Raw genomic sequence first — 22011 nt, 5'->3', positions numbered from 1 at the left:
CCAAAGACGCGACCCATCGCGTCCCTACGTATATAGATCTATTCATGAATAGTTTCTTACAAAATCTTTCCCATCAAATGCCCGATTATGCATGGAACTTATGCGTGATTGCATTTTCCATCTTAATCGGCGTTATCGTGAAGTATCTGGTCGTGCCCGTCATTAAGAAATTAACGGCGAAGGAGTTACCTTATTCCGTCTTCCGTTCTTCGATCCGGCACTTTAAATCGATTCTGATTTACTTTATTCCTATTCTGGTTTTCAATACCTTATTTCCATTAATGCACCTGGAAAAAGGAACCCGATTTGTCATTAACCGGATTCTGGAAATCAGTATTATCCTTTGCTTTACCATCATCTTAATCAAAGTAGTCCGGGTCGTTGAAGATTATTTATACCACCTGTTTGACTACAATAAAATTGACAACCTCAAGGAGCGGAAACTTCGAACACAGATTCAGTTCATCCGAAAATTCGTCATTTCCCTGATTATTATTCTGGCGGGCTCGGCGATTTTGCTCAACTTCGAAAGTATGCGTAAAATTGGAGCCGGGCTATTAACGGGCGTTGGCATTGGCGGGATTATCATCGGCTTTGCTGCTCAGAAGTCGCTCGGTAACTTACTGGCCGGCTTTCAGATTGCCTTCACCCAACCCATTCGAATTGACGATGTAGTTATTGTAGAGGGAGAATGGGGAAAAGTGGAAGATATTACCCTCACCTATGTAGTAGTTAACATCTGGGACAAACGCCGGTTGATTTTACCGATTACCTATTTCATTGAAAAGCCCTTTCAGAACTGGACCCGCACAACGGCTGAAATTCTGGGTACCGTTTTCATTTACACCGATTACACACTTCCGGTTGCTGCCGTTCGGGCGGAACACAGCCGATTGTTACGAACAAATGCCTTATGGGACGGAAAAGTAGACGTAGTGCAGGTAACTGATTTCACCGAAACCAGCATGCAGATTCGCTGCCTGATGAGCTGTCGGAATTCGGGCGATGCCTTTGATTTACGTTGTTACATTCGGGAGCATCTCATTACTTACATTCAGAATAACTACCCGGAAAGTCTGTCCAGAACGCGGATTAGTCTGGAAACCAATAAGCCAGAAGGTTTTATTCCCTAGAACCCTTGGAACATCCTTTTAGAGTAAAGCAGGCTCAGCTTCTTCTCTAAACGTATGTGGATCGTTTTTGCTCTTCTGGCTGCCTTGTCGGCTGCTTGTGTCGTTGTGCTTTCTAAAGTTGGCATTAAGAACGTCGACTCCAGCGTGGCTTTCGCCATACAATCGATCCTCATCATTATTGTAGCCTGGAGCGTAGTAGCCTGGCAGGGCAATCTGGTTGAGGTTACGCGAATTGAACGTAAAAGCTGGGTGTTCCTCATTGCTGCCGGCATTCTTACCTGCTTTTCCTCCCTGCTGAGTTTTCGAGCTTTAAAGCTAGGCGATGCGGGTCAGGTTTCCCCTATCACGAATCTGTCCTTTCTGCTGGCTCTGATTTTAGGGATTATTTTTCTGAAAGAAAAGATCAATTGGGTGGTGATTGCCGGAGCCATTCTGATGGCCATTGGTGGCGTCATGATCGCTACGGCCCGGCAATCGTAACCAACTTTATTCGTTAACCAAAATGTCTCCGTGGCCTTTATAGACACAGCTTCCGTCAATGAATTTATAATAAAGTCGTAAGGTATCTTTAGGAGCCGAGGCGGTCAGATCAAAAATATTGATCCCATTCGGAATACTATCCCGCGACAGAATTACCTTAAATTCTTTATCAACCAGGCGTATTTGCACCTGCGTGGCCTGAAGCTTCGTAATGTTTAGCTTAATCAGGCCCTTATTGGGATTGGGAAAGTCAAAAATGTTGTGATTGTGAGCCTGCGTACAGGAGGCTTCCCCCGCGGTTGGGAATAATTTAGCTTCCTGTTCAACCCAGGTGTCGTTAAATCGCCAATCCGTAGTATCTCTCTTCGCAATAATGCCGACATCGTTCGATTCGGTAATGCCCGTGAAGTAAATCTTTTTAGGGGTTTCTCCTTTTTCAGGTTCAGGGTCTTTATTACAAGCCAGCAGGGTTGCAAAGACTAGCAAGTGCGTTAACTTTTTCATGGCGGTAAGCTTATAGTGATAACTGAAGGTAATACTTTATTACTTGAAAAAAGAAACGGTCCATCTAAATATCCGGCCTCCTTTTCTTCGAAAAATTTAACGCTCTTTCAGAACCATATCAATGGTAATCGCAGTAGAAACAATGGCGATCTTACGGGTATCTTCTGCTACCGACTCTTCGATAGAAACTACGTATTTATCGGCTGAAGTAAAGATTTCTCGCATCGCCCCGTTCCATTTTTTGGAAATGCTTCCAATGGGAATGGCATGGGCGTCGGTGATAGTGAAATCCCAGGCTTTCCAGTCGCCGTTTATTTCGGCAATGGTCTGGTCATATTGATCTGTAATAATAAATCGGGGCTTGAATAGTTTGAACTTCTGCTTAATTGAACCAATAGTTACCCCATTCGAATCAGTAATACTAATTTTAGACAGGAACAGCGTCCATCCCCGACTAATGGTAGCTTGAACCATCCCATTTGTATCCAGAATTTCCAGGGTAAAGGGCATCATCTTTTTCAGATCACCAATGACTCTTAAGGCTTTGTGGAACCCGGAAACTCTCTGCTGAATTAAGCCAATTTCTTCGCCTTCCCTATTAAAGACTTTGTAAGCATTAGAGAATTTAAAAAGGCCTATTTTTTCGTCAATAACAAATTCGTTGTAGTCGAAGAATTGGGGATACTTGGGTACGTTCATAGCAAATGGTTTAAGGTAAAAGTAAAGCCCAAGTATACTCAAATTATCTGAAGATAATATAAAAAGACCTGCAAGGTTTCCCTCACAGGTCTTAACAAACAGGCAATAAAATCCAAAAAACTTAGCTCAGTTTAGCTACTGCGGCTTTGATACGATCACAAGCTTCAGCCAGTTGCTCGTCAGCAGCAGCGGTAGAAATCCGCATACAGTTAGGGGCACCGAAACCAGAGCCCGCTACCGTAGCAACGTGAGCCTGATCGAGTAACCAGTTGCAGAAATCGTCTGAGTTATGAATAGTCGTCGTACCGTCAGACTTACCGAAGTAAGCACTGATGTCGGGGAAAGCATAGAATGCTCCGTCGGGTACGTTTACTTTGAAGCCGGGAATTTCTTTCAGCTTACCTACCACCAGTTCACGGCGACGCTGATACGCTTCTTTCATTTTCTTGGCATCGTCCAGAGGACCGTTGAAAGCCGCTACGGCTGCTTTCTGAGCGATAGAGTTTGTACCCGAAGTTACCTGACCCTGTAATTTTTCAACACCATCGGCAATCCATTTGGCGGCTCCGATGAAACCAATCCGCCAGCCGGTCATGGCATGGCCTTTCGCTACACCGTTCACGGTAATCACCCGATCCTTAATTTCAGGAATCGAACCGATGCTGAAGTGACCTTCAGCCGTGAAATTGATGTATTCGTAGATTTCATCCGCTACCACGAACACGTTTTCATGACGAGCCACTACGTCGCCAATCGCCCGTAATTCCGCTTCTGAATAAACGGAACCCGTGGGGTTATTGGGAGAGGCAAACATTACTACCTTCGTTTGGGGCGTAATGGCTGCTTCGAATTGCTCGGCCGTAACTTTGAAGTTATTATCAAAAGCACCGTCAAGAACCACTGAAGTTCCTTCGGCAAGCTTTACCATTTCAGAGTAACTAACCCAGTAAGGAGCGAAAATTACTACTTCGTCACCGGGGTTTACCAGCACCTGTAATACATTAGCCAGCGAGTGTTTAGCACCCGTAGACACTACGATATTTTCAGGTTTCCAATCAATATTATTATCACGCTTCAACTTATCGGCAATGGCCTTCCGTAAGTCGGGATAGCCAGCAACGGGTGAATAACCGTGGAAACCATCATCGATGGCTTTCTTGGCGGCTTCGCAAATGTGTTGCGGGGTTTTAAAATCGGGCTCCCCAACGGAAAGGCTAATCACCTTGTGTCCTTGGGCGGCCAGTTCGCGGGCTTTTTTCGTCATGCCCAACGTCGACGACTCTTCCAACGCGTTGATACGGTCGGCTAGTCTCACTTCCTGTTCTGCCACTGCCATTTGAATAAATGAATTTGTGATTAATTGATCGGTAATTGCCGTAAGGCTAAATCGGCGGCAAAGGTACGTGTTTTCAAAACAAGATTAAACGAAGGACTGGCTGATTTTTAATAAAGAAATTAATTATTTACCAAAGCGTTAATAAAATGCTGTCTTTCTTAAAGATATGAAAAAAAATGGAGCCGTTTCCAGCCCAGATTTACGAGGACCCGCTTTATAATAATTCTTCGACAGCCTTCCGAATTCCATTGGAAATATCGTCCGTGGGTAAATCATTATAATCCTTTCCGAAAGGATCTTCAATTTCCTCCGCAATTTCCTCCAGACTGGTTAATACATAGAAAATGAACAGCACCATTGGGATCACGGAATAATGCAGGGAAACTACGTAACCAAAAGGCAGCGAAAGGCAGTAAATGGATATAAATTTCTTGAGGAACAGGCTATAAGAAAAAGGAATCGGCGTTTTCTTGATTCGCTCGCAGGCTCCGCAAATATCAGTAAAGGACTGAAACTCGGGGTTCAGTACCAGCAAATGTTCAGGCCGAATGATTCCTTTCTGGTATAACTCATCCATTTTTCCGAAAATTCGCATCGCCATCTGGTTCGGTAAATGATTTTCCTGCTTCAAATCCGTGGTCCGAAAACCGGGAGCTTCTTTCAATTCTTCGGCAAGAAAATACCCTCTTAAATGATTTTTTAAAGTAAAGGCGTAATTAGGAATCATGTAGCGAAAGAAAGCCCGGTCTTCTTCATCGGTAGCAGGAATAATGTGGGCTAGCTTAATGGCCAGGTTGCGGGAGTTATTGACTAGTGAGCCCCAAAGTTTTCGTCCTTCCCACCAGCGATCATAAGCCGAATTAGTCCGAAAGACGAGTAACAATGACATTACAAAGCCCAGTAAAGACTGCACAGTGGCGATGCTTTGCAAGTGATAATTAGGTCCGGGTTTCCAGAACTCAAGGACAACGACGGCAACAATCGTTGTGTAAACGGTCATTGCACCTAACAGGGGAGCGAGCCGATTGATCGTTTCGGCTTTATGAATCCGAAAAACGGCCTTGAACCAGTCTTTGGTATTATACTCAACCATGATTTTGTTGTTGGTTGTTGTTTCGTAAGTGATCAGTTGTAAGGAGGGACGTAATAATCGTTGTAAAAAATCATTCAAGCACCTAAACATACGAATGGTTCTGGTTTAGTAACCGTTCATAATCGACACCAACCAAAAACGGATAACCCGCATCAAATCTAATCTTTCGGCCATAACTTGCATCTTATCATATACGACATCAACTCCTTTGTACATGCGGCATCTATTATTGACTGCTCTGGGAGCTTTGCTGCTGGCTCAAAGCCCGGCTCTGCGTGCCCAGACTCCCCCTGAAACCTTGCTATTAAGGCAGCCCACCTTATCAAAAACGCACATTGCCTTTACTTATGGGGGTGATCTCTGGATTGCGAATCGGGACGGGTCACAGCCTCGTCGATTGACCATTGCTCCCGGAACAGAAACGGGCCCTTTGTTTTCGCCCGACGGCCAGACCATTGCCTTCACCGCAAATTACGATGGTAACGTTGACGTATACACCATCTCCATTAACGGCGGCGAACCCAAGCGTATTACCTGGCATCCCAGTGCGGACATCGTACGAGGCTGGTCACCCGATGGAAAACATTTGCTGTTTACGTCCACGGGTGAGTCCATGACGCCCCGGTATGCCAAGTTATTCACGGTTTCGCTAAATGGTGAGTTACCTCAGCAATTACCCTTCATCATGACGGGTAACTGGGGCAGTTATTCGCCCGACGGCAAAACGCTGGCTTATACCACCATTTCCGATGCCTTTAATACCTGGAAGCGGTATCGTGGGGGAATGACAACGCCCATTCGGCTCGTGGATTTGAAAACGCTGGAATCGGAAATCATTCCGCACGTGAATGCCTCAGATGTGCAACCCGTCTGGATTGGTTCGAAGATCTATTTCCTGTCGGATCGAAACCGGATCATGAACGTCTTCGAGTTTGATCGTTCTACGAAACAGGTTCGTCAGGTTACCAACTATACCGATTACGACGTCAAAACACTGACGGGCAATGGCTCGGAATTAGTGTTCGAATACGCCGGTCGCCTCCACACCCTCGAACCCGCTTCGGGCAAAGCGACAGCTATCCCTGTTAGTATTTCTCCCGAAATTCTGGCCTTACGCCCCACCTGGAAGAACGTATCCAGCATGATTCGCAGTGCGAGTCTGTCGCCCAGTGGCGTTCGGGTTGCTCTGGAAGCTCGCGGCGATATTTACACCGTTCCCGCCAAAAAAGGCGATTGGCGTAACCTGACTCATGCGGATGGCTCCCATGAACGTAACCCAATCTGGTCACCCAAAGGAGACAAAATTGCTTACGTTTCTGACGTTTCCGGTGAGTATCAGCTGTATCTGGTGGATCAGAAAGGCGAGAAAGAGCCCGAAGTTATTTCGCTCGGCGATCCTTCGTTTTACCGACTAGATGAGTTTTCTCCCGATGGTAAAAAGATTCTGTATCAGGATAAAAAATTAAATCTCTGGTACATGGATTTATCGGCGAAAAAACCCGTAAAAGTCGCGACCGATACCTATGGCCCCAGTAACAGTCTGGAGGGCCATTTCTCACCCGACAGTAAATGGATCGTCTTCTCTGAAAAACAGAAAAACTATTTCAATACGATCTTCCTCTACGAAGTGGCGACGGGTAACCGTACGGCCATCACGGATGGAAAAAGCGACGTCAATAACCCGGCCTTTAGTCGCGATGGCAAATATCTGTTCTTTACCGCCAGCACCAATACGGCAACGACCGTGAGCGGCCTGGACATGAGTGCGTACGACCGCCGGGTAACGAGCAGTATATACGTAGTAGTATTGAATGCGAAAGATCCTTCCCCATTCGCTCCCGAATCGGACGAAGAGAAAGGTTCTGACTCGGAAAAAGCGAATGATGAGAAGAAAGCAGACGAGAAGAAGTCCGATAAGAAAGACGACAAAAAAGCTAGTAAGAAGTCCGAAGGCAAGAAAGACGAACCCAAGAAGGATGAGTCCAAGAAAGATGACGCGACGCCGAAGGTCGTCGTGGATCTGGAGGGCATTGGCCAACGCATTCTGGCACTCCCTATTCCGTCGGCTGCTCTCGGTAATCTGGCCGTAGCAGACGGTGGTAAGCTATTCTACGTCAATTATGGTGACGCGATTACCAGTCCGGCTTTGCATCGGTTTGACCTCAAAGAGCGTAAAACTGAACCTTTCCTGCCCGGAATAGGAAATTATACCCTCAGTGCCGATGGCAAAAAGCTGTTGTACTTTGGAGGTAGCTCGAACATCGGTATTGTTGACGTTGGCGGTAAAGCGAACCCCGGCGATGGTAAAATTGAAGTAACGAACCTTCAGGCCCAGATTAATCCCAAGCACGAGTGGAAGCAGATGATCGATGAATTCTGGCGAATCGAGCGGGATTACTTCTACGTGCCCAACATGCACGGAGCCGACTGGAAGGCCGTAAAAGAAAAATACGCCAAATTTCTTCCATACGTTTCACATCGCTCGGACCTGAATTATGTTATTGCTGAAATGATGGGTGAAATGGTTGTGGGCCATAACTACGTTTCAGGCGGTGATTTTCCCGAAGTAAAACCTATTCAGATAGGTCTGTTAGGGGCTGATTACGAAACGGATAATGGTTTTTATCGCTTTAAGAAAGTCTACAACGGCGAAAACTGGAACCCCAACCTGAAGGCTCCTTTAACTCAACCCGGCGTAAACGTTAAAACGGGAGAATACTTAATTGCCGTCAATGGCCGACCTTTAAGAGCCACGGATAACGTATACAGTTTCTTCGAAAACCTGGTAGGTAAGCAGGTAGTCTTGACGGTTAATACTAAACCATCCGAAACCGGAGCCCGGAAAGTAACCGTCGTGCCGATTTCTAATGAAATAGGGCTTCGGCAGATGAATTGGGTGGAAGAAAATCGCAAAAAGGTAGACGCGGCCACCAACGGAAAAGTAGCGTACGTCTACTTACCTAACACGGGCGGAGACGGCTATGAGTTCTTCAATCGGTATTACTACAGTCAACTTGACAAAGATGCTGTCATCATTGATGAACGCTTCAACGGGGGTGGCTTCGTAGCCGATTACATCATTGATATGCTTAATCGGCCCCTGCTTAGTTATTGGGGTAGCCGCGAAGGCCGTCCGTTCTCCTCTCCTGCCGCTTCTATTTATGGACCTAAAGTAATGATTGTCAATGAGTACGCAGGTTCGGGCGGAGATGCTTTACCCAACTTCTTCCGCCGCCGGAATTTAGGTACTATTATTGGTAAAAGAACCTGGGGAGGACTGGTCGGTATTTCCGGGTATCCTTCTTTAATTGACGGAGGATCAGTGACTTCCCCCAGCTTCGGCATCTTTACACCCGATGGCAAATGGGAGGTTGAAAACATCGGGGTAGCTCCTGACATTGAAGTAGAAATGGCCCCTAAAGACACCCAAAATGGGAAAAGATCCGCAACTGGACAAAGCCATTGAAACCATACTGGATCAGTTGAAAAAGAATCCAGTGAAGCGTCTGGAGACTGCTCCGCAACCAGACACGCGTGCTAATAACTAGATTAGATTATTTAAATTATCAAAAAGAGTTCGTCCAAAAGGCGAACTCTTTTTTGATTAATTATCCTCATATAATTCGTATTTATACTAACAAATGTTATCGTAATTTTAGTATTAAGTAGCGATTAAAGTCTACCTATTCTGACTCGTATTTAATTAGAGTTATTTACTAACCGTTTTCTTTTTTTTAAAAAATTAAATACGAATTAAAAATAAAATACGTGCAATTATTAATAAATACAAGTTATTGACAATCAATGAATTAAAAAACATATACATTTGCAAAAATATCATTCATAATGACTATATTTTTATTTTCGGAGCGTGCCTTCAACAAAAATGGCGTGAGATTAATGCATACTTAGCATTTAATTTATGATCTTTGCGGCCAGTTTATCATTCGCACAATCAGCTCTTTAGAGCCTGTTTATAAAGCACAATACTTAAACATCGTTTATTCCAACCTACTTGTATTGATTCGTCATTCAAGTAAAACGATGTTCATTACTGGCGGTTATCTGACAAACCATTATTCACATGAATAATGGTTTTCTTTTTAATTAGACTTTTCTCCTTTTACTTACAGAATAGAGCGAGACTTAGGTTTAGTAGTCAAATAATATCCTTTATCTTATATTAAATGTAATTTTCTTTAATCTATCATTTTTGGTTATTTTCACTCATTCCTAGTATCTTGCTTCCTACCTCTACCATTAATCTATTTTACCAGTGCGAACTACTACTGATTTTCAGTCGGAGCGACTGATTTCTATGGACGTCTATCGTGGCTTTGTGATGTTCCTGATGATGGCCGAAGTATTACAGTTTTCCCAGATTTCTGAAGCCTTCCCCCAAAGTACGCTCTGGGCTTTTTTAGCTCATCACCAAAGCCATGCAGAATGGCTGGGTTGCACCTTACACGATTTGATCCAGCCGTCTTTTACTTTTCTGGTGGGTGTGGCTCTGCCCTATTCGTTAGCTAGTCGGCAGGCCAAACAGCAACCATATCGGCTTCAGCTCCGACATACCATTCAACGTTCGCTGATTCTGGTCCTATTAGGTATTTTTCTGCGTTCCGTCGGACGTAGTCAGACTAACTTTACTTTTGAAGATACCTTAACCCAAATTGGCTTGGGTTACCCTTTTCTTTTCCTCTTAGCCAATCAGCCCAAGCGACAAGCCTGGAAAGCCTTATTCATACTACCCTTTTTGTACTGGCTGGCTTTCCTGCTTTTTCCCGTTCCAGCTATCGATCCCCAAACCGTTGGTGTCCCCGCCGACTGGCCTTATCATTTCACGGGATGGGCAGCTCATTTTAATAAAAACACAAACCTGGCCTGGGCTTTCGATACCTGGTTTCTGAATCTTTTCCCTCGCGAAAAACCCTTTCTTTTCAATCAAGGCGGTTACGCAACGCTGAGTTTCATTCCTACTCTGGCGACTATGATTCTGGGATTACAGGCGGGAAAATGGCTGAAAGCAGGGTTACCCGGAGAACTCTTAATGCGAAGATTTATTTTTATGGGTATTGCGGGTTTAGGACTGGGATGGCTATTTACCATCACCGGGATTTGTCCGTCTGTCAAACGCATCTGGACTCCCTCCTGGGTTTTGTTCAGCGGAGGCTGGTGCTTTCTTCTACTCGCCGGATTTTATTACGTTGTAGATATGCTGAAGTTTCGAAGCTGGGCTACCTTTTTTGTTGTCATTGGCATGAATTCCATTGCCGCTTACGTCATCGCTCACCTCCTGGAACCCTTCATCGCTGATACCTTCCAGACTCACTTAGGGCCTTCCGTCTTTTTAATTTTCGGGGAAGTTTACGAGCCTTTAACCAAGGGCATTTTTGTTTTGGCGGGCTACTGGCTCATTTTGTATTACCTATACCGAAAGAAAATCTTCATACGGATTTAGTCTTCTATTTCGATCACTAATAAAAGGGCATGGCTGGAAAGAGCTTCAAATTCTACTTTCCGGCCATGCTTCAGTGATAAGCCATCCCGACTCTCGAGCAGGCGATCCTGCACTTCAAACGCTCCTTCAATGACAAAAACAAAGACACTGGCCCCCAGCTGAGTGATTTGATACTCCGACTGCATACGTCCATCGTATTTACCGATAAAGGCCCGATAGTTGCTGGCATTCGCTGGCTTTTGTAGAGGTAAGAATGTATTCATTTCCCTGAGGTCAATCTGTTCAATGCCCATTCGCTCTTCAGCTTTTGGATTCTTAATCCAGACTTGCAGGAAGTTAATGAGTGTATCCGGGTAAGGATTCGTGATTTCATAACTTCCGGACTGCGTAGACAGGTGCAGGATTTCGCCCGGCGAAGCGAACCCTTTTCTACCATCGGCCAACCGATATTGTAAACCGCCGGACAGGGGAATAATCATCACTTCCGTGCCCTGTTCTACGTGCATACCCAGCGTCGCTTCTGCGGCCAGTGTATCATCATTTAGCACCTGCAAGACTCCAAAAGGCATGCGGCCTTCCGCCTGATAGGTGCCGAAATTAAATGTGTGCAAACTTCTGAACCAGTCCAGTCCGGAATACCCTCGCTGACCAGATAGGTAAATTCTAGCCTCGGAGGAATCATTCATTACCTTAGCACTCATGAGCTTCAATCGAATGAATAGTTAAAAAGGGTTGCAATGGGATTAAATCCGTTTCGACCTCCTCGCCCTTCCTCAACGCTTCCCGTCTATCTTCATAGGCAATAAGCAGGTTGGGGCCAACGGTATCAATCCATGTGAGCGGTTCGGTATAAAAGTAAATCGCAACGGCGTGTTCTTCTTTTCGCTGCATGTGCGAATGAATGATCTCAAAACGAAAGTTTTGAAAGGGAAGACACCGCTTTCCATACGCATTACTTACATCGGGAATCAGGCCTTTTAACTGCCGGATATACCCAACCGCTGCCGTGCTCACCAGGGAATGCAGGCGATCGGCCTGCGGAATGTGGGTTACTAACTCAGCAAAGGTTTGATACTTACCTTGCTGATCGTAAAACTGAGCCTGCATGAAAAACTCCCGGTGAGTATCTTCAAAAACCTGCCGATCCCAGGCTTTGTCCGAAGCCGCATTAATCACCTTCCGATAACCTAATCGTATCATACGTGTGGTCCACATCTCTAATCGCTATGTAAAAGTCTGGATACCGTCTATCCAGACCTTCCTGTGAATTTAGGCACTTACCACAATGGTATGAGTAATGACATACCCCGCAGCAATACTGCCCGTCAAGGTACCCAGCTCCAGAGAAACCGAATCCGAGAATATATTATCTCTGGCGTTGGTAGTGTCCTGCTTTCCTTTTTTATAATAATTGGTTGCGGTGGTATAAATCGTGTTGGTAACATCCTCGGGGAAGGCGATCTGGGTTACTAATAACGACTTGCCGCTGGCGTTATAAATGTGCACATGAATGTGCGTAGCCCGACCGGAATACCAACCGGGAAAGATTGACGTAAAGGTGACCAAACCCGCAGCATCTGTTGTCTGGCGACCACGTAAGAAATGTACCGAAGCATAATTGGTTGATTGCATCTGCGTCCCCCCGTATTCGGAATAGTTACCGTCGGCATCGCAGTGCCAGATGTCTACTAAAGCTCCGGCCAGGGCGGCACAACTGTTATTTTTGTTCTGAATGGTAATCTTGATCGTGAAAGGTAAACCCGTACGGTCGGAACGAATGTCATTAGTAACCAGCGAGCTGGGTGATTTCGTAGGGAAAGGGCCTTCCGTTTCCGAAGGCGTGGAAGTACAACTGCCCGTACTGGTACCACTACCCGTACCTGATCCTGAATCGGTGTCAGGGGTTGTACTTTCGGTATCTTTTTTGCAGGAGCCAGTTAGTGGAGCAACGGCCATCAGGCCTAAAGCGGTAAAACCTCGTTTTAAAAAATCTTTACGTTCCATCGTTTGCGTATTGTGAGTAGTTCAGTGAATAATACGTTCAACTACCGGGCAACGTTGCAAGCCTTTGGAGCTTTGAGGTAAACACCCGAAATGTCTCGGTAAATGACTAGTTGCGGAAGCGTTTCTGGAAGTCAGCTTCGTAACTGGCTCCAATCGGAATCTCTTCATTGCCGAGTACAATGATCTTATTCCGCACCGATTCAATCCTGGAAAAAGGTACAATGAACGAGCGGTGAACTCGGATGAATTCATCATCGGGTAATTGCTGCATCAGGCTTTTCATGGTCAGTCGGGCGACGATGGGCTTACTTTGCTTTAGATGAATTTTCAGGTAATCGTCCAGTCCTTCGATGAATAGAATATCTGAAACATCAATTTTATGTACGCTGTAATCAGCCCGAATGTAGAGGTAACGCGAAGGTTCCGATTGATTCAGAGAGCGATAATACTCGCTGGCTTTGGTAACCGCCTGCTGAAAACGTTCAGCCGTAAAGGGTTTCAATAGATAATCGACGGCCTGAAGATTAAAACCCTCCACGGCGTATTCCGCGTAAGCCGTTGTAAAAATAACCATGCATTTTTCGGGTAAAGTTCGGTAGAAATCAATCCCGGAAATGGCGGGCATATTAATGTCCAGAAAGAGCAGATCGACCGGATTTTCCTGCAAAAACTGCAATGCTTCGGCGGTGCTGGTGAACGTCTTCAAAAGCTCCACTTCTGCCCCCTTACTGCAAAAATGGGTAATAATGCGAAGGGCAGGCGGTTCATCATCAATGGCAATCGCTTTCATAACTTTAGGGTTAGTTCAATCGTAAAAGTGTTCTCAGTATCCTGAATGTGCAGGTCATGGCGATCTGGATAGAGTAATTCCAGGCGGGCTTTGGTATTTCGTAACCCAATCCCACCAGCATTTTCGTCGGAGGGTATAAGGCGTACTTTCTGGTTAAAAACGAACAACCGTAACTGGTGTTCGTCCACCCTTACCCGAATGATTATTTCCGATCTTCCTTCCGGGTTTACTCCGTATTTAAACGCATTTTCAATGAATGAAATCAGTAGCAACGGAGCAATTTTTTGCTGAGACGCTTGTCCCTGATTGCTATACTGTAGCTGCACGGTATCATCCAGCCGGATTTTCTGAAGAGCCACGTACTGCTCAATATAATCCAGTTCCTTTTTCAGCGGAACCAGATCATTCTGAGCATCGCGAATCACGTACCGCATGAAAGACGATAACTGTACAATGGCATCAGCGGTAGCATCTGATTTTTCGATCGCCAGCGAATAAATACTGTTGAGGGTATTAAAGAGAAAATGAGGGTTTATTTGAGCTTTCAGGTACGATAACTCCGTCTGCAGACGATCCTGCTCGGATTGCTGCCAGCGGTCGTTAATGCGAAGCGACAAAGACAAAAATAGGGCCAGCAAAAACATGAATAACTTCTGACTCAGGGCAAAATCCAGCGGTGGTTTTTTCCCAAAATTCCTGCGGTGGAGGCAAATTCTTTTCCTCCCCTGACGGCATAACCCAAGACCGCGAGAATTTCTCCTGGCGGGGTCGCTCCCGTTTAAAATCTTCCTTAGGGAATGTTCCAACAATGCATAAAAAAGCCATGAATGAGAGGCCCGCAAAGACTACGTATTTCTTCGGAAAGAAAAAACGGGGAATCAGGACGAAGTAACTCAGGTAAAAAAAGGCAACGATTAATACCGTTGAAATCAGGTTACTCTGCTCGTGTGGATTGGTGCCCAGTTGTAATAACTCAGGAAAACCATACGGCGAAAAAACGTAAGGCAGAATGAAAAATGCTACGCCGGCGATTACCAGTCCCAGCGTTCGATAGATACTTTTTTTCATGCCTTTGTTTCGGATTGTATTTCTGATGCTGAAACTACAAAAGTGAATTCCAAAGCAAAAATCTGTACGGTAAACAGCCGGAATCCGTAGGTTTGTAGCTTTCTGATCTTATACTCTACTCCTATGTCTATTGATTTGGCTCCCATTACCCGACACCTTCGGGCCATGTACGGCTCCCGGCTACTGGTGGCGGCAGTTAACCACTTTCAGATTTTTGAATTATTTAAAAAGGGTCCGCTTTCTTTTTCTGATTTACAGAAAAAATTAAAACTGAAAGATCGTGCCGCCTACGTACTTATCCCCAGCTTATGTGCAATGGAATTACTGGCGTATACGCCTGAGGGTACGCTCGAACTCACGGAACTGGGCACCTACCTGAGCGAATCAAATCCGGATAATCTGATTGGGTATGTAGGACTTGAAAAGGATGATTCGGGCGTACTGGAAATGGTTACCCGCCTGAAAAATGACGGTCCTCTGGATACTTCCGAAGGATTTTCCTACGTAAAAGAAGGCGAAGGCCCCTCGCCAATGGACGATGCCGAAGCAGCCCGTTTCTTTACCCTAGGTCTGGCCGGAAGAGCCCGGAAGCTGTCGCCGCTGGTAGCGGCCCGCTTACCTCAAAGTCAGGGGCATTTGCTGGATGTAGCGGGTGGTTCGGGTTATTATACCTTTGAATGGTTACGGCTGAATCCGGGAGCAACGGCCACCTTGTTTGACCGTCCGCAGGTGCTGGAAGTGGCGAAAGAGTTACTGGAAGAATTTAGTACGAGTGGAAAAGAAGGAGCCGATTCAGTCAAAGAACGCCTAATCTTCCACCCCGGCGACATGCTGACCGACGAGTTACCCGAAACGGATGTATTACTGGCCGCCAGCCTTTTTCACGACTGGCCTACTGAAACCTGTTTATTACTAGCCAAACGTTTTGCGGCGGCTCTACGACCCAACGGCGAAATCTGGGTGCATGATACATTTTTGCATGATACCCTGGATGGCCCCAAACCCGCAACCGATTATTCGGCGGCCTTGTTCTGGGCGACCAAAGGACGAATTTACAGTCGGCAGGAACATGGAGAATGGTTTAAATCGGTTGGTTTAACACCCTTGGGTGATGCCATCCCCACGCAGTTGGAATACGGTTTGATTGGAGCCCGAAAAGAGGATTAACAAGCCGAAAAAAACCGGGGCTATTTCATTTTAGCAAAAAATAACCCCGGTTTTTTATTAATTAATTGTGAACGGGAGCCACCGTTTCAAAGGCTTCCGCTAACAATTCAAACGTCCGTAAACGATCTTCGAAGTGGTAAGTCATGGTCGAAGCCATGATTTCATCGACGTCATATTCGATAGCCAGACGGGTTAATTCGTCCTTTACCTGATCGGGCGTTCCCGATACCACCCGGTCGGCATGAACGTAGCGAAGTCGGTCTTCTTCAGCCAGTGTAAACTCGTAATCTTTGATGGTTTCGTAATCATCTACGCCTTCAAAGCGTCCTTTATCCATTTGCACCAATCTATAGTCCAGCACCTTACGTAGTTGCCGAGCTTTCTCTTCGGTATCGGCACAAATGACAAACAGAGCCAATAAGGCAGCGGGCTCTGCCATCGTTTCGGAAGGTCGGAATGCACGTTTATACTGCTCGACAATTTGCGGCGAAACTTGTCCATTGATGAAACGGGTCACGGCCAGACCCATGCCATACTGGGCGGCTAACTGACTACTACCGCCGCTTGAACTTAAAATCCACTGAGCCGGAATCGTATCCGCCTGCGGCACGGCCAGGATGGGACCGTACTGCGTTCCGGCGGAATCTGTGAAGAAAGTTTGCAGATAATCGAGCTGTTGACGGTAACTTTGCTCACTGAAGTCGTTGGATGGATTAAGTAAAGCCGACGAAATGCGGTCTCCACCGGGAGCACGCCCCATCCCGAGGTCAATGCGACCGGGAAAAAGTGATTCGAGTAACCGGAAATTTTCCGCCACTTTTAAAGCACTGTGATTGGGCAACATGATCCCACCGGAACCCACCCGAATGCGTTCGGTTTCGTCAGCCAGCTTTACCATCAAAACTTCAGGAGCAGACCCGGCAATGGCCGCAGCGTTATGGTGTTCAGAAACCCAGAAACGGGTATATCCCCACTGATCTGCCTTTTTAGCTACGGTTATGGTTTGTTGCAGGGCATTGCGGGCGGAACCACCTTTGCGAACAGGAGATTGATCCAATATGCTTAGTCGAAGAGGCTTGCTCATACAATTTGTATTAATCGGTGTTTTAAGTACATATTTTCAATACACTAAACACAAACAATAAATATAAATGAGGCTGATTATGAACAGAGTATAAAAAATTTTGTTCTTTAGAAAAGAGAAGTTGATTTTTGTACTAAAATTCGATTTGCCCGTTTGATATTTACAATGAGTAGAAATACGAAATCAAGCATGTAAGTGCTCTTTTTCCCATTTTTAAACAATTAACCATTAAACGTTTTCGAAAGCCATTCGTTCCTCTTCGGAGTTTTTCCGAAGGAAGTGGTTCAGTTTTTTAGGCTTCGAGCGTTGTCCATCGCTTTGTCAAATGCTTGATTTAAATGATCTTTCGCTAAATATTCCTGAAACCACCAAGCCGCGTGTTGTCATCATTGGAGGTGGATTTGGAGGAATTAACCTGGCTCAAAAACTTCCCGGGAAGTCTTTTCAGGTGGTTATGCTCGACAAACAGAACTATCATGGGTTCTGGCCTCTCCTCTATCAGGTTGCAACGGCAGGTCTGGAAGCCGACGCGATTGCAGAGCCTCTTCGGAAAATGTTTGATGAAGAGTATGAGGACTTTCACTTTCGTCCGGTTCGCGTAACGAGCATTAGCCCCGAAACAAAAACCATTACGACGTTAATTGGTGATTTGAAATACGATTATCTGGTTATCGCCACTGGTACGAAGTCTAACTTCTTCGGTAATGATCAGATCAAGCAGAATTCTTTTCCGCTGAAGAAAATTACGGATGCACTGAACCTGCGTAGCCAGATTCTGCAAAGCTTCGAGAAAGCAAACATGACGACTAACGCCGAGTTACGTCAGAGCTTGCTGAACATCGTGATTGTAGGCGGTGGCCCAACGGGCGTTGAAACGGCAGGTGCCTTAGCCGAAATGCGTAAACACGTATTACCCGGCGATTATCCAGGCATGGATTTCAGCAAAATGAACATCTATCTGGTGGAAGGTCTGGATCGAGTATTACCTCCGATGTCACCCGAGTCGAGCCAGAAAACGCAGAAGTACCTGGAGAAAATGGGCGTAATCGTAAAAACGAAAACGCTAGTGGAATCGTACGACGGCGAAACCGTAACCTTCAAAGGTGGTGAGCAAATCAAAACACAGACGCTGGTTTGGGCGGCGGGTGTTTCCGGTGCAACGATTAAAGGTATTCCTGAAACGATTATCCAGCGTGGCGGTCGTTACCCCGTAAACCTGTTTAACCAGATTGAAGGGTATACGGACATTTTCGCCATTGGTGACATCGCGATGATGAAGTCAGAGAAATATCCGAATGGTCACCCCGGCGTAGCTCAGCCCGCTATGCAACAGGGTGTGCATTTAGCGAAGAACCTGAAGCGTATGTTAGCCGGACAGGAAATGACGCCATTCAATTACTTCGATAAAGGTTCACTCGCCATCATTGGTCGGGCACGTGCGGTAGCGGATTTACCCGGTAAAATCAACCTGGGTGGTATTATTGCCTGGTTTGCCTGGCTATTCGTTCACATTTATTACCTGATTGGTTTCCGTAATAAACTGGTAGTGTTGAGTAACTGGCTGTATCGTTTCTTCACTTACGAACGCGGTACCCGTCTGATTATCCGTCCATTTATTCGGAAGGGGGATAAGGCTACGGAAGTATTTATGCATAAACAGCAAGCTGATTAAATTTTGGCTTACAGCTATGAAAAAGGGATTCGGTGTCATTACCGAATCCCTTTTTTTGTTGAATGAATGGTTAATAGTAAACATTTTGTAGGCATCTGTCCGATTTGAAAAGTTATTACTTATCCAATCCATTACTCCTACGCAACTAACAACCATCAACTACTTTAAATAAATGGCTCGAAAATTCTTCACGCTTTCCGCAATTTCGGGGCCGTTATTTTCCCACTTGTATTCGTATTCTGCCGAAATCGGGCCTTTGAATTTCTGACGTTTCAGTTCTGCGATTACTGCGGGAATATCACATACGCCCGTGCCCCATACGACGTCGTGTGTTTTGGGGGCTTTCTCTTCGAGGTCCTTGAAATGCATGCCTAGTACGTGACCTTCCAGCTTTTTTAGACATTCCACGGGATCTAATCCCGAACGAACCCAGTGACCAATATCCGAGCAGGAACCCAGGTAAGGATTAGTACCAATAACCGATAAAACCGAATCGGGATGCCAGTAATGCGAAGGCTTGGGATGATTATGCAACGCGACGTTAATCTTGTATTTCTTAGCCAGTTCGCCAATGTAGGAAATCTGTTTAACGTCCGGCTCAGTGTTGATATTACGAATGCCCATTTCCTTCGCAAACTCAAAGAGCGATTTCCATTCGGCTTCGTCTTTTGCCCGCACCACGCCATAAGCGACCAGCGTAAGTCCCCGATCTTTCAGTAACTTTTTCACCGCCTGACGCGTATCCGCATCCATCGTGAAATTCATAGTTCCGGCAATGCCCCCGCCAATTTGCTGGGTGGGGAAAGCTTCGACGTATTTCAGGCCGCAGCTATCAATTTTTCGTAAGGCTTCGCTAAAGGGAAATAATCGAAACGAGTAAGACTGAGCTCCCAGCATCCAGCCCGATTTAGATTCGGGTGTTTTCTGAGCGAAGAGGTTTCCCGTCAGCAATACCGTACATAGGAAAAGAAAGGCTTTTTTCATTGAATTTAGAGGTATAATGAATGTCCGATAAATATCAGAACTATTTCCAGAATAACCATAACGCTAATAAATGTTAAAATACGGCCTTACCACTGCTTATGGTATAAACTTCTACGTATCTAAAGTATCCAATACCCGTTAACTCACTAGCCCTGAATTTAACATTTTTTAGGTAGCGAATCCACCATAAATTACTCAACTTTAAAGCTTTAAAAGAATCCTCATCGATTCATACCAGCCATGAAAACATCCCGAATCATCGCTTTGGTCTGCTTGCTAACCACTGGACTGGGCATTGCCTCCGTCCAGGCTCAGCCGGGCGTCAATATATCTTTTGCTACCTTCTATAACGAGCTTTCCCCCTACGGTGAATGGATTCAGAACCCTGAATATGGACAGGTCTGGTCACCCAACGTAGACCCCGGTTTTCAGCCTTACGGAACGGCTGGACGTTGGGAAATGACCGAGTATGGGAATACCTGGGTATCAGATTATCCCTGGGGCTGGGCTCCTTTCCACTATGGCCGTTGGGTCATGGCATACAACCGCTGGGTTTGGGTTCCCGATTATGAGTGGGGACCAGCCTGGGTAAATTGGCGGAATGGCGGCGGTTATTACGGCTGGGCTCCGCTGGGACCGGGCATGAACATCAATGTCAACATTAACCTTCCTTGGAATTACTGGGTATTTGTTCCCCGTCAGTACTTACTAAGTCCTCGTATTTACTCATATTGCGTTCCCCGGACGCGGGTTGTCAATATTTATAATAATACGACAATCATTAACAACGTCTATCAGTCGAACAACCGGACGTATGTGAGCGGTCCGAATCGTCGGGATATTCAACGTGCTACAGGCCGTCCGGTAGATGTGCGTCGGGCGGATGATTTTGGTCGCCGAGTTGGCTTTTACAACCGGGATTACACCTCCAATAGAGGGGATCGCAATGGCAATTGGGACCATACGAATGGAGGAAACTGGAATCGTCCCGGCGACCGGGATAATACGCCCAACCGTCCTGACAGAAATGGTACTCCCGATTATCAGGGAAACCGTCGTAACAATGGCATGAATGGTTTTGACGGAACCGTTCGTCCTGACCGTGGTGGTAATAACAATACCCCCTGGACTTCAGGACGAAACGAAAACGTTCCCAACCCCCAACCCGGCCAGGAATCTAACAACCCGTTTGGCGATGCAGGGAATCGGGCCAGACGTGGATGGAATCAGAACTCAGGAGAACCCTCAACGCCCAATCGGGATAATAATCCTTTTGGTGATGCGGGAAATCGAGCCAGTCGTGGATGGAATCAGAACTCAGGAGAGCCTTCAACGCCCAATCGGGATAACAATCCCTTTGGTAACAGTCAGCCCAGCCGTCAATGGAACCCAGGCCGCAACGACTCGCCCAGCCCTACTCAACCAGGTCGGGAAAGCAATAATCCCTTTGGTGGCATGAGTCGTCCCGACCGTAGTGGTTCACCTGACTTCCGCTCGAATCGTCAGCCATCCATGAACCAGCCTTCTGCCCCTTCCATGGGCGGCAGTCGGATTGAACGAAATGGTGGAATGCCTTCGGATGGAGGCATGAGACAACCTTCTGAGAACCGGGGCGGCGGATTTTCTCCCCGGGGCGGCGGTGAAAATGCGGCTCCTGGTAATCCAGGAGGTGGTGGTGGAGCTCGTTCCAGAGGAAGCAGAAATTAACCCAATGATTTGTTTATTGCCGCAAAGCCGTACTTCGAAAGAGGTGCGGCTTTTTTTAGTCTCTGGTTTCAGTTAGGGTTCATCTGACTCCTGTAATGTTTTATGGCCTATAAACTTTGTTGATGACTGTAATCATTATCTTCGTAACTCTTGAATTTTAAGCTCAGTTGCACTTGATAACATCTATCAAATTTTATGAAACGAGTAACGGGTATTGGCGGCATCTTCTTCAAAACGAAAGATCCACAGGCGATGCGTGACTGGTATAAACAGCATCTGGGCTTTAATACCAATGAATACGGAGCCACTTTTGAATGGAAGGATAATCAGACAGGTGACATCACCTGGAGTCCTTTTCCTGAAGCAACTGCTTATTTTAATCCATCTCCAAAAGAATTCATGCTTAATTTCCGAGTAGCTAACCTAGAAGAGTTAATAGTAGTTCTTAAGGAAGAAGGCGTGAAATTTGTTGGCAACATGGAAGTACACGAATACGGCAAATTTGCCTGGATTCTCGATCCAGAAAATAATAAAATCGAACTTTGGGAACCGGCTAATGAAAAGGAATGATTTGTTCATTGCAGCAAAGCCGTACTTCGAAAGAAGTGCGGCTTTTTCACTTTTTAGTTATTTATATTCGGTTTTCAGTTGAGAAATTTTTATCTCCCGCCCTGGCTGGTGTCCTCACCAGCCCTTACTAAAAGCCTGGTGGTTGGTGAGGACACCAACCAGGGCGGAGTTTTCGCCCCTTTCATGTCCCCCCTATTTCCAGTTACCTTCCTATTTACTAATTTTTGATTTACTTACTGGGGTTGCCAATCCGAAAGAG

General features: G+C 45.8%; 20 protein-coding genes. 8 read left to right on the top strand and 12 right to left on the bottom strand.

Going from position 1 to position 22011, the window contains the following annotated elements; all coding sequences use genetic code 11:
* Positions 1-44: 44 nt before the first annotated feature.
* Complete coding sequence (locus QE390_RS11080) at positions 45-1133, top strand: mechanosensitive ion channel family protein (RefSeq protein ID WP_106638344.1); 1089 nt, start codon at positions 45-47, stop codon at positions 1131-1133.
* A 54-nt stretch (positions 1134-1187) separates the two neighbouring features.
* The gene (locus tag QE390_RS11075) at positions 1188-1613 is read left to right on the top strand and encodes an EamA family transporter (RefSeq protein ID WP_307142178.1); all 426 of its coding nucleotides are present in this window, start codon (positions 1188-1190) and stop codon (positions 1611-1613) included.
* A 6-nt stretch (positions 1614-1619) separates the two neighbouring features.
* On the opposite strand, the gene QE390_RS11070 is transcribed toward QE390_RS11075, so the two are convergent.
* The 4 genes from QE390_RS11070 to QE390_RS11055 all read right to left on the bottom strand — a co-directional run bounded on the left by QE390_RS11070 (position 1620) and on the right by QE390_RS11055 (position 5335).
* Complete coding sequence (locus QE390_RS11070) at positions 1620-2117, bottom strand: hypothetical protein (protein ID WP_307142177.1); 498 nt, start codon at positions 2115-2117, stop codon at positions 1620-1622.
* Positions 2118-2213: 96 nt separating this feature from the next.
* The gene (locus QE390_RS11065; protein WP_307142176.1) at positions 2214-2816 is read right to left on the bottom strand and encodes a phospholipid scramblase-related protein; all 603 of its coding nucleotides are present in this window, start codon (positions 2814-2816) and stop codon (positions 2214-2216) included.
* 121 nt (positions 2817-2937) lie between these two features.
* Positions 2938-4152, bottom strand: coding sequence for a pyridoxal phosphate-dependent aminotransferase (locus QE390_RS11060; RefSeq protein ID WP_106638348.1), 1215 nt, complete (start codon positions 4150-4152; stop codon positions 2938-2940).
* A 214-nt stretch (positions 4153-4366) separates the two neighbouring features.
* The gene (locus QE390_RS11055; protein ID WP_307142175.1) at positions 4367-5335 is read right to left on the bottom strand and encodes a bestrophin family protein; all 969 of its coding nucleotides are present in this window, start codon (positions 5333-5335) and stop codon (positions 4367-4369) included.
* A gap of 124 nt (positions 5336-5459) precedes the next feature.
* Here QE390_RS11055 and QE390_RS11050 point away from each other — a divergent pair, with 124 nt between their 5' ends.
* The gene (locus tag QE390_RS11050) at positions 5460-8711 is read left to right on the top strand and encodes a S41 family peptidase (RefSeq protein ID WP_307142174.1); all 3252 of its coding nucleotides are present in this window, start codon (positions 5460-5462) and stop codon (positions 8709-8711) included.
* A gap of 810 nt (positions 8712-9521) precedes the next feature.
* Positions 9522-10706 (top strand): acyltransferase family protein, encoded by a 1185-nt coding sequence (locus QE390_RS11045; RefSeq protein WP_307142173.1) that lies wholly within the window; start codon positions 9522-9524, stop codon positions 10704-10706.
* Here the strand turns inward: QE390_RS11045 and QE390_RS11040 are convergent.
* From QE390_RS11040 to QE390_RS11015, 6 genes are all read right to left on the bottom strand, one after another.
* Entirely contained in the window at positions 10703-11407 is a 705-nt protein-coding gene (locus tag QE390_RS11040; protein ID WP_307142172.1) for a pirin family protein, read from the bottom strand. The two genes, QE390_RS11045 and QE390_RS11040, sit on opposite strands and share 4 nt — an antisense overlap.
* Complete coding sequence (locus tag QE390_RS11035; protein WP_106638352.1) at positions 11397-11906, bottom strand: hypothetical protein; 510 nt, start codon at positions 11904-11906, stop codon at positions 11397-11399. The genes QE390_RS11040 and QE390_RS11035 overlap by 11 nt, the downstream gene beginning before the upstream one ends.
* Positions 11907-11975: 69 nt before the next feature.
* Positions 11976-12710 carry an intradiol ring-cleavage dioxygenase gene (locus QE390_RS11030; RefSeq protein ID WP_307142171.1) on the bottom strand — a complete coding sequence of 245 codons (735 nt, stop codon included), beginning with the start codon at positions 12708-12710 and terminating at the stop codon, positions 11976-11978.
* A gap of 106 nt (positions 12711-12816) precedes the next feature.
* Entirely contained in the window at positions 12817-13500 is a 684-nt protein-coding gene (locus QE390_RS11025; RefSeq protein ID WP_307142170.1) for a LytTR family DNA-binding domain-containing protein, read from the bottom strand.
* Positions 13497-14144, bottom strand: a complete 648-nt coding sequence (locus tag QE390_RS11020; protein WP_307142169.1) for a sensor histidine kinase — start codon at positions 14142-14144, stop codon at positions 13497-13499. The genes QE390_RS11025 and QE390_RS11020 overlap by 4 nt, the downstream gene beginning before the upstream one ends.
* Positions 14101-14568, bottom strand: a complete 468-nt coding sequence (locus tag QE390_RS11015) for a hypothetical protein (protein WP_307142168.1) — start codon at positions 14566-14568, stop codon at positions 14101-14103. Before QE390_RS11015 ends, QE390_RS11020 begins: the two co-directional genes overlap by 44 nt.
* Before the next feature lie 123 nt (positions 14569-14691).
* Between QE390_RS11015 and QE390_RS11010 the strand changes: the two genes are divergently transcribed.
* On the top strand, positions 14692-15735 hold the full coding sequence (locus QE390_RS11010; RefSeq protein ID WP_307142167.1) for a methyltransferase: 1044 nt from the start codon (positions 14692-14694) through the stop codon (positions 15733-15735).
* A 61-nt stretch (positions 15736-15796) separates the two neighbouring features.
* On the opposite strand, the gene QE390_RS11005 is transcribed toward QE390_RS11010, so the two are convergent.
* Positions 15797-16819 (bottom strand): LLM class flavin-dependent oxidoreductase, encoded by a 1023-nt coding sequence (locus QE390_RS11005; protein WP_307142166.1) that lies wholly within the window; start codon positions 16817-16819, stop codon positions 15797-15799.
* Between the two features lie 325 nt (positions 16820-17144).
* Between QE390_RS11005 and QE390_RS11000 the strand changes: the two genes are divergently transcribed.
* Positions 17145-18491, top strand: a complete 1347-nt coding sequence (locus QE390_RS11000; RefSeq protein WP_106638358.1) for an NAD(P)/FAD-dependent oxidoreductase — start codon at positions 17145-17147, stop codon at positions 18489-18491.
* A gap of 159 nt (positions 18492-18650) precedes the next feature.
* Here the strand turns inward: QE390_RS11000 and QE390_RS10995 are convergent, their stop codons facing one another.
* Positions 18651-19475 carry a sugar phosphate isomerase/epimerase gene (locus tag QE390_RS10995; RefSeq protein ID WP_307142165.1) on the bottom strand — a complete coding sequence of 275 codons (825 nt, stop codon included), beginning with the start codon at positions 19473-19475 and terminating at the stop codon, positions 18651-18653.
* A gap of 240 nt (positions 19476-19715) precedes the next feature.
* On the opposite strand from QE390_RS10995, the gene QE390_RS10990 reads away from it, so the two are divergent.
* Positions 19716-21182 carry a DUF6600 domain-containing protein gene (locus QE390_RS10990; protein ID WP_307142164.1) on the top strand — a complete coding sequence of 489 codons (1467 nt, stop codon included), beginning with the start codon at positions 19716-19718 and terminating at the stop codon, positions 21180-21182.
* Between the two features lie 195 nt (positions 21183-21377).
* A complete protein-coding gene (locus tag QE390_RS10985) occupies positions 21378-21752 on the top strand; it encodes a VOC family protein (RefSeq protein ID WP_307142163.1) in 375 nt (124 codons plus the stop codon).
* Positions 21753-22011 lie beyond the last annotated feature (259 nt).

Source organism: Siphonobacter sp. SORGH_AS_1065 (assembly GCF_030818595.1).
Lineage (GTDB): Bacteria > Bacteroidota > Bacteroidia > Cytophagales > Spirosomataceae > Siphonobacter.
Note: the sequence above shows the minus strand (reverse complement) of the source record. Positions and strands in the feature narration are given on the sequence as shown.